Origin of the sequence: Nonomuraea sp. NPDC049400, assembly GCF_044466425.1 — a bacterium.
Taxonomy (GTDB): domain Bacteria; phylum Actinomycetota; class Actinomycetes; order Streptosporangiales; family Streptosporangiaceae; genus Nonomuraea.
On record NZ_JBITMP010000008.1, the window covers coordinates 245,968 to 261,348 of the forward strand.

General features: G+C 70.8%; 10 protein-coding genes. 6 read left to right on the plus strand and 4 right to left on the minus strand.

What is annotated here, in order from left to right; all coding sequences use genetic code 11:
- Positions 1-2: 2 nt before the first annotated feature.
- The 4 genes from ACIBVN_RS14790 to ACIBVN_RS14805 are packed head-to-tail and all read left to right on the plus strand — an operon-like array spanning position 3 to position 5,355.
- Positions 3-1,052, plus strand: a complete 1,050-nt coding sequence (locus tag ACIBVN_RS14790) for a FecCD family ABC transporter permease (protein ID WP_397136417.1) — start codon at positions 3-5, stop codon at positions 1,050-1,052.
- Positions 1,049-1,822 (plus strand): ABC transporter ATP-binding protein, encoded by a 774-nt coding sequence (locus ACIBVN_RS14795; RefSeq protein ID WP_397136419.1) that lies wholly within the window; start codon positions 1,049-1,051, stop codon positions 1,820-1,822. Before ACIBVN_RS14790 ends, ACIBVN_RS14795 begins: the two co-directional genes overlap by 4 nt.
- A gap of 16 nt (positions 1,823-1,838) precedes the next feature.
- Positions 1,839-3,656 carry an ABC transporter ATP-binding protein gene (locus tag ACIBVN_RS14800; RefSeq protein ID WP_397136421.1) on the plus strand — a complete coding sequence of 606 codons (1,818 nt, stop codon included), beginning with the start codon at positions 1,839-1,841 and terminating at the stop codon, positions 3,654-3,656.
- 1 nt (position 3,657) lies between these two features.
- Positions 3,658-5,355: an ABC transporter ATP-binding protein gene (locus tag ACIBVN_RS14805; protein ID WP_397136423.1), complete on the plus strand. Its 1,698-nt coding sequence runs from the start codon at positions 3,658-3,660 to the stop codon at positions 5,353-5,355.
- Positions 5,356-5,373: 18 nt separating this feature from the next.
- Here the strand turns inward: ACIBVN_RS14805 and ACIBVN_RS14810 are convergent, their stop codons facing one another.
- From ACIBVN_RS14810 to ACIBVN_RS14820, 3 genes are read right to left on the minus strand one after another with little or no spacing between them, the layout of a single operon-like run.
- Positions 5,374-5,922: a DUF5825 family protein gene (locus ACIBVN_RS14810; protein WP_397136425.1), complete on the minus strand. Its 549-nt coding sequence runs from the start codon at positions 5,920-5,922 to the stop codon at positions 5,374-5,376.
- Between the two features lie 31 nt (positions 5,923-5,953).
- Positions 5,954-7,201 (minus strand): MFS transporter, encoded by a 1,248-nt coding sequence (locus ACIBVN_RS14815; RefSeq protein WP_397136427.1) that lies wholly within the window; start codon positions 7,199-7,201, stop codon positions 5,954-5,956.
- Positions 7,195-9,072: a RiPP maturation radical SAM C-methyltransferase gene (locus tag ACIBVN_RS14820; protein ID WP_397136429.1), complete on the minus strand. Its 1,878-nt coding sequence runs from the start codon at positions 9,070-9,072 to the stop codon at positions 7,195-7,197. The genes ACIBVN_RS14815 and ACIBVN_RS14820 overlap by 7 nt, the downstream gene beginning before the upstream one ends.
- A 350-nt stretch (positions 9,073-9,422) precedes the next feature.
- Between ACIBVN_RS14820 and ACIBVN_RS14825 the strand changes: the two genes are divergently transcribed.
- A complete protein-coding gene (locus ACIBVN_RS14825) occupies positions 9,423-10,778 on the plus strand; it encodes a hypothetical protein (protein WP_397136431.1) in 1,356 nt (451 codons plus the stop codon).
- Positions 10,775-12,217: an adenylosuccinate lyase family protein gene (locus ACIBVN_RS14830; RefSeq protein ID WP_397136433.1), complete on the plus strand. Its 1,443-nt coding sequence runs from the start codon at positions 10,775-10,777 to the stop codon at positions 12,215-12,217. The genes ACIBVN_RS14825 and ACIBVN_RS14830 overlap by 4 nt, the downstream gene beginning before the upstream one ends.
- A 121-nt stretch (positions 12,218-12,338) precedes the next feature.
- On the opposite strand, the gene ACIBVN_RS14835 is transcribed toward ACIBVN_RS14830, so the two are convergent.
- Positions 12,339-15,209, minus strand: a complete 2,871-nt coding sequence (locus ACIBVN_RS14835; protein WP_397136435.1) for a DUF6493 family protein — start codon at positions 15,207-15,209, stop codon at positions 12,339-12,341.
- Positions 15,210-15,381: the final 172 nt, after the last annotated feature.

Genomic DNA, 15,381 nt, shown 5'->3' on the forward strand with positions numbered 1-15,381 from the left:
CCATGACAGCCACCACGACCCCGGCGACCGCCGGTGCGTTCCGCACCACCCGGCGTCGCCGGGCCACCCGCTCGCTTGTGGTGACGTGCTCGCTGGCCCTGGCCGTCAGCGCGCTGTTCGTGCTCACCATGATGGTGGGCAGCTTCCGGCTCGGCGCGGGCGAGGTCATCGCCTCGGTGCTCCAGCTGCGCGACGACCCCAGCGTCGACTTCGTCGTCCGGGAGTTGCGGCTGCCCACCGCGACGTCGGCGCTGGCCGTCGGTCTGGCCCTCGGCGCCGCCGGGACGATCTTCCAGCAGCTGCTGCGCAACCCGCTCGCGTCCCCCGATTTCGTCGGCATCAACTCAGGCGCCGGCCTCGCCGCCGTCACCGGGATCGTGCTTCTGCAGGTCAGCGGGCTGGCCGTGAGCGCGCTCGCCCTCGCAGGGGCCGTCGCCGCCGCCCTGCTGATGTACGTGCTCGCCTGGCGCGACGGCGTCGCCGGCTACCGGTTCATTCTCATCGGCATCGGCGCCGTGCTCTTCTTCGACGGCCTGATCGGCTACATGCTGACCCGGGCCCGGCTGTCCGAGGCCCGGCAGGCGATGCACTGGCTGACCGGCTCCGTCGGGCAGGCCAACGCCGCCGAACTGCGGCTCCTCCTCGGCGCCCTGGTGCTCCTCCTGCCCACCGCGGTCCTGCTGCAGCGGCAGCTGCGGGCGCTCGAACTCGGCGACGACACGGCACGGGCGCTGGGCATCCGCACCGAACTCGGCCGCGCCGGCCTCCTCGCCACGGCGGTGGTGCTGACGGCCCTGGCCGTCGCCGTGGCCGGCCCCATCGTGTTCGTCGCACTCGTCGCAGGACCGATCGCCAACCGGCTGCTCGGCCCCGCCACGGGCGGGATCGTCCCCGCCGCGCTGACCGGTGCCGCGCTGCTGCTCACCGCCGACCTCATCGCCGTCCACCTGCTGCCGACGCCGCTGCCCACCGGCGTCGTGACCGGCGCGGTCGGCGCGCCCTACCTGCTGTGGCTGCTGGCCACCACCAACCGGCAAGGAGCGGGCGGATGACCCGACTACGCGCCGAGGGCGTGACCCTCGGCTACGACGACCAGGCGATCGTGACCAACCTCGACGTCCAGGTCCCTGACGGCAAGGTCACGGCGATCGTGGGCGCCAACGCGTGCGGCAAATCCACGCTGCTGCGCGGCCTGGCCCGGCTGCTCAAGCCCCGCCACGGCGCCGTGTACCTCGACGGCAAGGCACTGACCGAGATGAGCACCCACGAGGTGGCCAAGACACTCGGGCTGCTGCCGCAGACGCCCCTCGCGCCCGACGGCATCACCGTCGCCGACCTGGTCGCCCGCGGCCGCTACCCGCACCAAGGGTGGTTCCGCCGCTGGACCGAGCGCGACGACGACGCGGTCACCCGCGCCCTCGACGCCACCGGCACCGCCGACCTGGTCAACCGCCCGATCCGGCAGCTCTCCGGCGGCCAGCGGCAGCGCGTCTGGGTGGCGATGGCGCTCGCCCAGGACACCGATCTGCTGCTCCTCGACGAGCCCACGACCTACCTGGACATCAATCACCAGGTGGAGTTGCTGCGGCTGCTGCGGAAGCTGAACGCGGAGTCCGGCAAGACCATCGTGGTCGTCCTGCACGACCTCAACCTCGCCTGCCGCTTCTGCGACCACGTCATCGCGATGGCGGAGGGCGCCATCGTCGCCGAGGGCGAGCCGACCGCGGTGATCACCGCCGAGCTGGTCGAGAAGGTCTTCGGCCTCAACTGCGTCGTGGTCCCCGACCCGGTCGCCGGCACGCCGATGGTGGTGCCCTCCTGATGGCGCCACGGCTGCCATGGGCGGGCCGCGCGGTCCTGGCCCGGATGTGAGCGCCGCCGACACCCGCGTCGCCCCGGCCACCCTGCGCACGGCGACCGGGCGCGAGGCCACCCGCTGGGTCGCGGCGCACTGCCGCGAAGCGCCATGGCTGACGGCCGCGACCGTGCTCACCACGGTGGCCGGGGCGGCGCTTGCGGTGCTGCCGATGCTCCTGCTCGGCCGGGTGGTCGACGGGGTGATCAACGGCGAGCCGCAGTCGGTCCTGGTCACGCTCGGCGCGCTGATGGTGGCCGCCGCGCTGCTCGGCACGGCTGCCGGCGCGGCGTCGACGTACCTGATCGGGCGGCTGGGCGCGGACCTGCTCGCGCGGCTGCGGGAGGGCGCCGTCCGGGCGGTGCTGGGCATGCCGAGCGCGCGGATCGAGCAGGTCGGCCGGGGGGACGTGCTGTCGAGGGTCGGCGACGACGTGGCCGTGCTGTCCAAGGGCATCCGCACGGCCATCCCCACGGTGTTCTCTTCGGGAGTGCTGGTCGTCATCGCCACGGCCGGCATGTTCGGGCTGGACTGGCGGCTCGGCCTGGCGGGCGCCGGCGCGCTGCCCGCGTACGCGCTGGCTTTGCGCTGGTATCTGCCCCGGTCCGCCCCGCTCTACCGGAAGCAGCGGGCGGCCCAGGCCGACCGTGCGCAGGCGTTGATCAGTGGTCTGAACGGGATCGACACGGTCCGGGCGTACCGCCTTGAGCACGCCTTCCGCGAGAAGGTCGCCAGTGAGTCGTGGCGGGTGCGCGATCTTGGCATCGAGGTGTTCCGGCTCTTCGGCCGGTTCGTCGGCAGGGAGAACCGCGCCGAGTTCATCGGGCTGGTCCTGATCGTCGTCGTGGGGTACGCCCTGTTGGAGGCCGATGCCGCCAGCCTGGGCGAGGTGTCGGCGGCCCCGCTGGTGTTCCACCGGCTGTTCAACCCGCTGGGCGCCATCCTGTTCACCTTCGACGAGGCGCAGAAGTCGGGCGCGAGCCTGACCCGGCTGGTCGGGGTGCTGGGCGAGGCCGCGGAGGACCGGCTGGTGGGCAGTGCCGCCGCCGCGTCTGCGGACGTCGCCCCGTACCCGGTGACGGTCGAGGGACTGACGTTCAGCTACCCCGATTCCGAGGAGCCGGTGCTCCTGGACGTCGACCTGGCGATCCCGGCCGGCGGTTCGCTCGCGCTGGTGGGCGCGACGGGCGCGGGCAAGACCACCCTGGCCGCGCTGATCGCGGGCATCGGCACCCCGCAGGCTGGATCGGTGCGCATCGGGTCGACCGACCTCGCGGACCTGGACGAGGCCGGGGCGCGGGCACTGGTGAGCATCCTGACGCAGGAGACGCACGTGTTCTCCGGCCCGCTCGCCGACGACCTTCGGCTGGCCGCGCCGGAAGCGACCGACGCCGAACTGATGGACGCCTTGCGCACGGTCGGCGCCGACGGGTGGGCCGACGCGCTGCCCGATGGGCTCAACACCATGGTCGGCGAGGGCGGCGAGCGCCTGGACGTCACCAAGGTCGCCCAGATCGCCTTGGCCCGGCTGGTGCTTGGCCGGTCGCCGGTGGTGGTGCTCGACGAGTCGACCGCGGAGGCGGGCAGCGAGGGGGCCGCCGAGCTGGAGCGGGCCGTGCTGGCCGCGTGCCGGGGCCGCACCACGTTGTTCGTGGCGCACCGGCTGACCCAGGCGATGGCGGCGGACCGGATCGCCGTACTGGACTCGGGACGCGTGGTGGAGCAGGGGACCCACGAGGAGTTGCTGGCCCTGGGCGGCCGGTACGCGCGACTCTGGCGGGCTTGGCGAGAGGGTAGTTGAGTTGCGGCTGATCGGACCGCGGCCCGGCACGGGGTCGGGCATCCTCTGGACCACGCTGCGTCGCAACATCGGCGCGATGACCTGGGGCACCGTCCTCATGGGCATGTACCAGGCGGGTGAGACCGCCTTCCCCATCGCGCTCGGCCTGATCGTCGAGCACACGATGCGGGAACGAAGCCTCGGCTCGCTCGCCCTGTCCATAGCCGCGCTGGCCGTGATCATCACGACCGTGTCGCTGTCGTGGCGGTTCGGGATGCGCATCCTGCAGAAGGCCAACACGACCGAGGCACACCGCTGGCGGGTACGGGTCGCGGCCTGCGGACTCCAGCCCGTGGCCAGGGACGTCGGTCTCAAGTCCGGCGAGGTGCTGACCATCGCCACGGAGGACGCCGACCAGACCGCCGACATCATCGAGGTGGCACCGCTGCTGATCAGCTCGCTGGTCGCGGTGCTGATCACGGCGGTGGCGCTGGGCATGGCCAGCATCCATCTCGGCCTGCTGGTGATCGTGGGAACCGTCGCGATCCTGTCGATCCTGAGCGTGATGTCCAGGCGGATCGGCGTCAGCACCCGCGAACAGCAGGCCCGGGTGGCGCGGGCGGGCGCGAAGGTCGCCGACCTGATCACCGGTCTGCGCCCGCTGCACGGCTTCGGCGGCAACGAGGCGGCGTTCCTGTCCTACCGGAAGGTCAGCACGGAGGCGAAGCACCAGGCGATCACCGTCGCCAGGGTGAACGGCGCGTACGCGGGCGCCGCGCAGGCACTCAACGCGATCCTCGCCGCCGCCGTGACCCTGACGGCGGGGTGGCTCGCGTTCCAGGGCCGGATCACCATCGGGCAGCTCGTCATGGCCGTGGGACTGGCGCAGTTCATCATGGAACCGCTCAAGCTGTTCTCGGAGATGCCGAAGTACGTGATGATCGCGCGAGCGTCGGCCGAGCGGATGGCCCTGGTGCTGGCCGCGCCGCCGGTGATGACCCCGGGGCGGGACCGCCCGTCCGCGGGCGGCAACCTCGAGGTCGACTGCGTCCGGTACGGGTCCCTGCGCAAGCTGAAGTTCCAGGTGTCCGCCGGCGAGTTCGTGGCGATCGCCGCCTACCAGCCGCGCGCGGCGGCCGACCTGGCATCGGTCCTGGCCTTGAACGTCCCGCCCGACGCGTATGAGGGCGTGGTACGGGTCAGCGGCCAGGATGCGGCGGACCTGTCGATCGAGGCGGTCCGCGAGCACATGCTGGTGAACCCGTACGACGGGGAGATCTTCGCGGGCACGCTCCGCACGAACATCGACCCGTCCGGCACCAGCCGGATGGTCCTCGAGGCGGTCGAGGCGTCGATGCTCACCGACGTCGTCGCCCTCCACCGCGAAGGACTCGACTACGGCGTCCGCGACCGCGGCGCGAACCTCTCCGGCGGGCAGCGCCAACGGCTGTCCCTGGCCCGCGCCCTCGCCGCCGACACCGATGTCCTCGTCCTGCACAACCCGACGACAGCGGTCGACGCGGTCACCGAGCAGCTCATCGCGCGCAACCTCGCCGAGCTGCGCCGCGGCCGCACCACCATCGTGATCACCAGCAGCCCGGCACTCCTGGACGCCGCCGACCGGGTCCTCGTCCTGGACGACGGCGTCATCACCGCGGAGGACACGCACCGGAACCTCCTCGCCACCGACGAGGACTACCGTCTGGCCGTGGCCCGGTGACCTGGCCGAGCACCGGTCCTACACGCTGTATGCGGGGATCGGCCACGCGGTGAGCCGATAGGGCAGGGTCAGGGCATAGTCGCCTGCGGCCAGCATGAGCCCGGCCTTGACCAGGTGCCGTATGGCCGGTGGGACCGGATGGTCCTCGATGCGGATCACCTCGTCACCGGCCTCCATGGCGTCGATCAGGCGGTCGTCGCCGACGATCATTCGCAGCGGCTTGGCATGCAGTGGCCTGCGGTCGTGAACGATCCGGAAGCCAGGCCCCTTGCGCAGGTAGAACGCGCCCCGCCGGTACGCCGCCCGCCAGTGGCGCAGTTGCTCGTGCAGCCCCGCCGCGAGGGGAGCCTGCGGAGGCGGCAGATGGGTGAGCGCGTCAGCGACGGCAGGGGCAGGGCACTCTCCCGTCCAGCGGACAGTGACCCCGCATGCCGCGCAGTCCCTGAGGAACCGGATCGCCTCCAGGTATTCCCGGGGAGAGCCGGGATCGAGGCGTATCGTCCCGGGGACATCGACGACGTCACGCGTGGAGAGCGACGTGAGGTCGGCTCGGCTCGGGTAGCTCATGGTGCGGCTCCGGTTCGTTCGCGGCTCAGGGTCAGGGCAGCCTGCGCAGGTGACGCATGGGGGAGAAGAAGTAGGGGATCCAGACCAGACCGGTCAGCGCGGCACCGACGTAAAGGGCGCTCCGCACGCCGGCGAACTCCCCGATCGCGCCTCCCAGCGCTGCTCCGAGCGCCGCCGCTCCAGTCAGCGTGAAGCGCATGACCGCATTCATCCGGCCAAGCATCTCCCCCGGTGTGATGCGCTGCCGGAAGCTGATCAACAGGACGTTGGTCATGCCGCTCTGATAGCACACCACCAGCCAGGCTCCCGTCGCGATCCACTGCCAGGCGCCGGGCGCCGCCCCGGGCACGAGGAACGCGAAGGGGACGATGGCCGTCCCGAAGACCCACAGCACCCGCCCCTCGCCGATCCATCGGGCGAGCCACCGCCCGGTGTAGGCCCCCAGCAGCAGGCCGACCCCGCCACCGCCCATGAACAGGCCCAACATCCCGGTCGGAAGCCCCAGCACGCGCTCGTAGTAGATCGGCATCATCGTCAGCGTCACGAGCGCGGCAAGATTGCTGAGCGCGCCTGCCGCTGCGATCGGACGCAGCAGCTCGTGTGCGAAGACATACCGTACGCCGTCCAGGATGCTGCGGGTCATGGACTGCTTGGCGGCGACAGGCTCAGGCACGCGCCTGATGCTGAAGATGACCACGCCGGACCAGAGGTAGCTCAACACGTCCAGGAGGATGACCAGCGGGGCAGTGACGAGCTGGATGAGGAGCCCGGCGAGCACCGGCCCGGCGATGGCGTTGCCCTCCCTGAAGGAGGCGAGGTTCGCGTTGGCCTCGTTGAGCCGCTCCGGTGGGACGATGGAGGGCAGGAAACTCTGTGACGCGACAGTGAACAGCAGGGTCAACGTGCCCGTGACGAAGGCGACCACGTACAGCTGCGGGAGCGTCAGCGCGCCGAGCAGCGCCGCGACGGGGATGGAAGCCAGCACGAGCACTCTGCCGAAATCGGCTGCGATCATGATCCGGCGGCGCGACGCGCGGTCGACGAGGACACCGGCGGGAAGGCCGAACAGCAGGAACGAGATCATGCTCAACGCGCCCAGGAGGCCGACCTGGGCCGGGGTGGCGTCCAGCGCGCCGACCGCGGTCAGTGGGATGGCCAGGGCGCTCAGCTGCGTGCCGAGGGTGCTGACCGCGCTCGCCGCGAAGACCTTGCGGAAGTTCCGATTCTTGAAGATCGATGTCTTGCTCGGCGCTGAGGGCGCGGGGAGCGGTGTCACCATGCCTCGATGGCGGCCGCCACCTGTGTGGTCCCCGTGGCAAGGCTTTCGTCGACCGCGAGCGCGATGTACCGCCCTGCCTCGGCGAACACGAGACCGTTGGCGGTGAACTCGTCGAGCCAGGTGGCGATCCGGCCGTGCCCAGGAGTGATGCCGTGGGTGTCGCGCAGGAACGTCTCCAACGACTTCGGCGTACGGCCTCTGCTCAGCGCCAGGTATGCCTCGGCCCGCCCTCCGGGCTCAAGCAGGTGGTCCCGGACCGGCCAGCCCGCGCGGCGGTCGTGGACGGTGAGCTGCCCGTCGCTCCTGGAGAAGCTGAGCGTGCCGCGGCCGAACCCCTGTCTCCAGAGCGTGATCGCGTCCTGCAGCCGCGACTCCGTTTCCTCGCCGACACCCTGCCGCGGGCTGTCGAAGAGGTAGACGAGCTGCTCCAGCTCGGACTGCGGCAGGTCGTACACGAACTGGAAGACGCGCGCCGGTCCAGCGTTCTCGAAGCCCAGCTCGGGGCGTTCGAAGTAGGGGCTGAACCGCTCGAGCGCGACCCTGGACACGCCGGACGGTGGCTGGAGGTGCACCAGGGCGGGGAGCTGGCCGATGATCGCTTCGTACTCGGCCTCGTCCTCGCCGGGGAAACCGCAGAGCCAGTTCCAGTCCACGGTGACGCCCTCCTGCCGGCAGTCGCGCAGCAGGCGCACGTTCTGCACGCCGGTCACGCCCTTGTCCATGAGCTTGAGCGTGTGGGTGCTCAGGCTCTCGATGCCGGGCTGAATGTTGACCACACCCGCCCGGCGCAGGGCCCTGACCTGGTCGAGCGTGAGATTGGCCTTCACCTCGCAGTGGATGCGCACGTCCCAGTCGAGCTCCGCCAGGCGCGGCAGGAACTCGTCGAAATACTTCATGTCCAGGATGTTGTCGGCCAGCGAGATGTCCAGGACCCGGTATTTCTGGACCGCCTCGTGCACTTCGTCGACGAAATCGCCCTGCGCCTTGCTCCGGAACTTCATGGCCGATCCGTTGAGCCCGCAGAACGTGCAATGGTGCTTCTCCCCCCACCAGCATCCGCGAGACGCCTCCAGCACCAGCTCAGGCTCCACCCAGGCGTCAAGACCGGTCTTTACAAGGGCGTCGAAGTATTCGTCGTAGCAGGGTCGCCGGACCGATTTCATCAGCAGCGGTGCGGCCATACTCGGATTGGCGACAGAACGGCCGTCAGAAGTTCGCCAGCAGAGTCCGGGGATTCGCCGGAAGAGATTGCTGTCCGCACTCCGCACCGCCGCTACGAGCTGCCCGAATATATGGTCCGACTCACCCCTGGCGACGAGGTCGACGAATGGGAAGTTCCGGTGCAGGGCGGCACCCTGGATTCCGTCGCAGTTTCCGCCGCCGAAGACGATCGTGGTGTCCGGTCGTGCCGACTTGAGTGCGCGGGCAAGGGCAAGTGAGGGCACGTTCTGCATAAAGGTGGTGCTGAATCCCACCATGTCATATGATTCGGCGGCCAGCCGATCGCGGAGCCGTTGGATGAAACGGGGTGCGAGCTGCTGCATCGTGCATAACAGGTCGGCGTCCAGACCTTCCTCGCCAGCAAGGTGGTCCCTGAACTCCCGCTCCCGCCAGCGGGGCTCCTGGTAGAGCGCGCTCGCGAAGACCCATTCGCCCGCGCCCGCGAAATACCGGTCGGCCACATTGTTGTAGTCGACCGGGCTTATGGCGCCGCCGGACTCCTCCTGCAGGAAGTCAGCCCATTCCAGATTCGCGTACAGCTGCGATATCCGGCAGTCGGGGATGTCGCGACCGACCTGGGCAAGAATTCCCGCACCGAGTGACGGCCTATGCAGTGAGGCCCAGGGCATGACGATGAGCAGTGCCTTCACGTTCTTCCCGCTATCTATATGTACACCCTGGGCCTGACGTCATTCCCCGCTGCCGCCGGGAATCAGCCCTGGCACAGAACGGCGTGCGGGGCCACCGTCTCGTCGGTTTCCTGGGCCACGATGACGATGTCGGCGAATTCGAAATTGCTCATGACGGCCTCCATGGTGAGCAAAATCGTGTCAGGAATCGAGTGCACCCTGACACTTGATCAGCGTCATGTTAACTGTCAAGATCGCGACGGTCAAGGGTGTCAGTAACGTCATCCGCATTCTGTCGGGGCGGACGGTCACTCTGGTACATTACCGGCCGCGTGACCGCACCGGCCAACCGGCAGTAGGGGTGACTCCGCATGGACAGTGTCACGGAAGCCTTTATAAAGGAATGTCTTGACGAGGGCAGTCCGCTCCGGAACGTAATTGCGCGGACACCGTTCCCGGACAATCAGCGCGCCTTCTTCGACGCGAGCCTGCTGGCGCGGCCCGTCTTCGCCGACCGGTCCGCCCTGCTGGACTGCGCGCGCGATCTCGCCGACCTGTTCGCACTGCTCGCCACGCTTCCCGACCGGCTTTTCGCCGGCGACCTCGACCGGTACGCGTCAGCACTGGGGATCGACCCGCGTCGGGCAGCGCTCATCCTGCGGCTGCCCGACCCGCATCCTCTCTACGGCCGGGCGGACCTCTACCACGACGGCACCTCGTTCAAGCTCCTCGAGTACAACATCGGCAGTCCGCTCGGCGGGACCGCGCGCGCGGAGACCTGCCGGTACTTGCTGGAAGACGAGCACTTCCGGCGTTTCGCGGACGAACATGGCCTGAGCTATGTCCGTACCGGCGCTCGCGTGGCCGAAGCTCTGAGGGCGGCCGCCCTCCCTGTCACGGGCGGCGCCTCGCCGGTCATCGGATTGGTGGAAAGTGTCGGCGGCATCGAGCGACACGCCATCACTCACCATTCCATCCGGGTAATGCTCGAGCAGCTGGGCTTCGAGGTCGTGCTCGGGGACGTGAGCCAGGTCAGCGAGCGCCGCGGCCGGCTGCTCCTGCGCGGCAGGGCGATCGACGTGGTGCTGCGTTACTTCACGACGCAGGAGCTCGTCGCGGGTGGGCACGACGCGGAGCCGATCCTGCGTGCGCACGAGAACGGGCAGACAGTCCTGTGGACCAGCCTGCGCAGCGAGCTCTTCGAGAACAAGGGCTGCCTCGGTCTCCTGTCGGACGAGCGGTGGCGCGACGCGTTCTCCGACGAGGAGAGACGGCTGATCGACCGGCTGCTGCCCTGGACCAGAAGGTTGACGACCGGACGGGTGACCGTGGACGGGGCGGAGGTCGACCTCGTCGACTACTGCCGGGACCACCGGGAGGAGCTCATCGTCAAACCCTTCGCGGGGCACAGCGGGAGCGGGATCGTCCCCGGCTGGAAGGTCTCCGGCCAGGAGTGGGAGCGCCACCTGACGGAAGCATGCGACCTGGGCCACATCGTCCAACGGCGCGTGATCCCCGCCACCGAACCGGTGGTCGACCCGCTGACCGGCGACATACAAGAGCACGAGGTCGTCTGGGGGATCTTCATGACGCCGGCAGGCTACGCGGGTGCCCATGTCAGAGCCGCGCCCGCCGACACCAAGGCCGTCATCAATATGGGCGCCAGGAGAAGCGTGAAAGTCGCCCCCGTCTTCGAGTACTCCAGCCAGAAGAGGCAGGCGAGATGACTGTCCAGGAAACCCCTTCGACCGCGTCCGGATCCGGCGGCCGGCTCGGCTGTGCGCATACGCGCAGCCACATCACCGATTCCGCGTTCTCCGGGCTCGGCTACTCCACCGCCGCCAGCCGCCGCATCTTCTGCGACATGTGCCGTTACCAGCGCTGGCTCGACGTCGAGGCCGCGCTCGCAACCGCGCAGGGTGAACTGGGCCTGATCCCAGGGTGGGCCGCCGGCCTCATCGGCGAACGGGCCCGCGTGGAGCTCATCGACCTCGATCAGGTGCACGCCGACATCCAGCGCACCCGGCATTCTCTGGTGGGGTTGCTGAACGCGCTCGCGAGTGCCTGCCCCGACGGTGCCGGCGAGTACGTTCATTACGGCGCCACCACGCAGGACATCCAGGACACCGGTCAGGCTCTGGAGATGCGGGACGTGCTGGACGAGCTGGATCGGCTCCTGCGCCCGATCGTCGACCGGCTTGCCGATCTGGCCGAGGAGCACGCCGCCACCGTCGCGGTGGGCCGCACCCACGCCCAACCGGCGCTTCCCATCGGTTTCGGGCTCAAGATCGCCTCTTGGGTCGACGAGCTGCTCCGGCACGCGGAACGCCTGGTGGCCATGCGCCCGCGGGTGCTGGCGATCCAGCTCTTCGGCGCGGTCGGCACGTCGGCGTCATTCAGCCCGCACGGCCGCGAGCTGGCGGCCCGGGTCGCCGCCCGGCTGGGCCTGACCAGCCCTCTGATGGCCTGGCACTCGGCACGGGACAGAGTGGCCGAGTATGTGATGACGCTCGCCGCCTGCACCGCGACGGCGGGGCGCATCGCCGACGAGATCCGCACGCTGTCCCGCCCCGAGCTCGGCGAACTCGACCTGATCTGGCAGCCGGGCACCATCGGCAGCAGCACGATGCCGCACAAACGCAACCCGGACGACTGCGAGCAGATCGTCGTCATGTCCAGGCTTGCCGCCGGCCAGGTGGTGTCCGCCATGGCCACGATGGGCAGCGAGCACGAGCGTGACTCCAGATCCTGGCGCATCGAATGGGCCTGTGTTCCGGACGTCTCGCATTACTGCCTTCGCGCCTACGAGACGCTCGGCTCTGTGATCGACAGCCTCGTGCCCAACCCCGGCGGCATCACCGCGAACCTCCACCGCGTCCATGACCAGGTCGCCACCGAAGCACTGATGCTCGCCCTGGCGCCGCACCTGGGCAAGCAGACGGCGTACCGCAGGGTCTACGAGGTGAGCCAGCAAGCCCAGAGCAAGGGCGTCGACCTGCGCGCCGCCCTCGCCGAGCAGCCGGACCTGCATCCGCTGCTGACGACCGAGGAACTGGACCAGGTCTTCGACCCTGCCCACTACATCGGCCACTCCGTGACCCTCACCAGGGACGTCGTGACAGCCGCGCGTGGCTGGCTCCGTACGGGCGGGCTCACGGAGGAATAGCGCGTTGCCTGCGTGACCCCGCCGCAATCTGCCCGGGCTGCGGCGCCCCGGGCGCGCCGCATCCTGCCCGGGCTGCGGGACGCGCGGTCCTCACCTCGCGTCCTGGCGCGGTGTTCGAGGGTCACGCCCGGCCGAGATGTTCGTTCAGGCGGCGGGCGGCGCGGATGAGCCCGCTCGCCCCCTTGCGCGCGGCGATCGCGGCGACCTCGGGGATCGTGCCGCGCGCACCCGCCCAGCGGGCGGCGTCGACGGCGAACTCCAGGGCGCGGGTGTGGCCGCTGTGGGCGCGCTCCTCCGGCGCCGGCAGGAACACCGGCAGCAGCCCACGCATGATTTCCCAGACCTCCCTGTGCGCGCCCTTACGCGCGGCGTCCTCCAGCGCCGAGCTCACCTGGCTCATGGTGATCCCGATCCTGCGCAGGCACAGGCCCAGCTGCCTGCCGCACTCCCCGGCGGGCAGGCATCCGGCTGCGGCGGCGCGCAGCAGCAGGTCACGGCAGCGTTCGGCGTGCCAGCCGCGCTCAGCCAGCAGCATGCCGAGGAGCAGCGCCGTCCCCTCGCCCACGGGTCCGTCCTGGTAGCACAGCGGGGTCATGAACGTGTGGAGGTAGCCCGGGCTCTGCCAGCTGTGGGACAGCTGCGGGACGAGTTGCATGGCCACCGCCTCCCGGTCGGAGGGCAGCGCCAGCCGCCACGCCGCCAGGTCGCCGCCGGGGGCGATCAAGGCCGAGTAGGGCGGGTCGGACAGCAGCACGTCCACGAGCGGCATCCCCGTCGGTACCAGCCGGACGCGCGGGCGTGGGAAGGGCGCCGACCAGCCGCGGGCCCCGAGTGAGGTGTCGGCGGGCAGCCATTCCAGGCGTGTCTCGGGCTCGGGCCGCTGTTTCAGCCAGCGCTCCAGCGCGGCGCCCGCCTCGCAGGTGCGGGCCAGCCGACCGGCACGGGCGGTCACCTCGGGATCCGTCTCGCGCGGCAGCCGCAGCAGCGCCTGCGCCAGGTCGGCGGGCAGGGGGCGCACGCCCGCGCGCTCGTAGCCCTCGATCCGGGCGACCAGCTCGGCGGGATCGACGTGGCCGGAGGTGTGGGTCGGGGTGGCCAGGAGGTACGGCGGCAGGGTTCCCTTCTTCAGCGCGTCGTGGATCTCGGCGCAGCGCAGGAGCATGGCCCAGTGTGGCGGTGAGATCCCCCGCCGGTTGGGCAGCCGTTCGTACGGTGCGCTCTCCTGGGGGCTCGGCTCGCGCTCGCGCACCGCGGCGACGAAGACGCGCTCCCCTTCCAGCGGCGGGCCAGTGAGCCGCTCGGCGTCCGGGATGGTCAGGCCCAGGTCGGCAAGGCTCGCCGCGAGGTTGTGGAGCACTCCTGGAGCCGGGCGACCGGCACGGGCCACAGCCTTGCGGGCGGGTGGGGACGGCTCCCGGCCGGGATCGGCGGCCTCGCGCAGCAGTGCCTCGGTCCAGTGGGCGAGGCTCGACCACTCGTCTTGGGTGTGCAGGTCCGTCGGGCGGAGCGGGGGCTTCCTGGTCTGCGGGTTGCGGACGAAGCCGTCGAGCCAGCGTTCGAGGGAGAACTCATGGTGCAGCAGGTCGAAGGTGCCGGCGAGGTCCTCGATCGCGCCGGGGAACGGCCGGCGGGCGGGCGCCTCGAACGCCGGCAGCTCAACGGCCTCGAAACCGTCGGTCCCGGGCTCGTCGGCCGACGCCGGGTCGGCGCCGTAGACCTCGGCCAGGCGGGCCGCCAGATCCAGGGGCAGGAGGCCCGCCGCCCCCCGCACCGCCTCGGCCCCGGCCGGCGTGAACCGTCCCGCGTGCTTGACGGCCAGGCGGACCGACCTCTCCCTGACCTCGTAGGACTCGCACAGGAACGCCGAGGCCAGCGCGGGCGCCAAATGGTCGAGCTCGTCCCCGGCCTCGCGGGCGGCCTGGTCGAGCAGGGTGAGTCCGGCGCGCACGAGTTTGCCCTCAGAGCGGAACAGGAGCGCCGCCACCGCCTCGTTGACCTCATCGCCGTCCAGCGCGGCGTCGCGGGTGCGCAGCTGTCGCAGTGCCAGCTCGGCGACCGGCCCTGGAGCGGCGGGCAGCAGCCGCAGGTAGTCACGCACGCGCTCCGGGCTGTGCCCGGGGTCGAGCAGGTCGTGCAGACGGACGAAGAACCGCAGGTCGGTGGCGCTGCCGCCGCGCAGGAAACGGCGCACGCACCCGTCGGCCAGCGCCTCCCGCTCGATCCGTCCGGCGTCGACCCAGTCGCGCAGCGCGCGCAACCAGGACCGCCGGCCCTGCCCCTGGTCGAGCCGGTCGTCGCGCAGCACCCGGCCCACTCCCTCGGCCTCGAAGAGCCGCGGGATCAGGTGCTCCGCCAGCGGATCGCCTTCGAGATCGGGCGTGGTGGACACCCAGGCGATCACGAGCGGCTCGTGGTCGGGGGGCGGGGCTCCGGTGCGGCGCAACAGCTCCAGCGCCAGCGCCACGGTGCCGTCTTCCGTCTGCCGCCGGGTGCCACGCAGACGGCCTGCCACGCGTACGGCGAGGTCGGCCTGCCATTCGGCCGGGCGCGCGGCGAGGACCCGCAGCAGCGGCTCCAGAGGAAGGCCCCCGTCCCGACCGGAGAAGTCGCGCCGGAAGATCCAGGTGGCGACCGCAGCCGCGCCTCCCAGCGTGCCCGCGCCCGCGACCCGCATGGGCGCGATCCAGCTGTCGCGCATCCTCCAGTCGACGTGGCTGTGGTGGATGCCCGTCGTCCACCACCGGTGGACCGCCTCCTCCGTGGACAGGCCACCGGCCACCTCGGCTTCGACGAACTTCTGGCGGGCTCGTCCCTCCTCCGCCCGCAGGTGTTCGAAGCGCGCTTGCGCGGCGTCCCTGGCCGGGCCGATGTGGTGGGGCAGCCGGCGAGCCACCTCACGGCGCTCCGCCGCGTCGAGGCGTAACACCTCGGCGGCCGTCCGGGACACGTCACCTGCGCCCACGGCGTCCGCCACGCGCTCCCAGCCGCTCACGCGCTCACCCCCGCGATGCCGTCGCACCGGTGGGCGCGTGGACGGGGGGTGAGGAGGCGGGCGCCGCCAGGCGCCGACACGGCAGTCGTCATGACGCAGACAATAGGGATCGCCGCCGACAGAAGCCGTCCGGGACGCATGACACCCTGCAGAGCTACCTGCAAATTAGGTT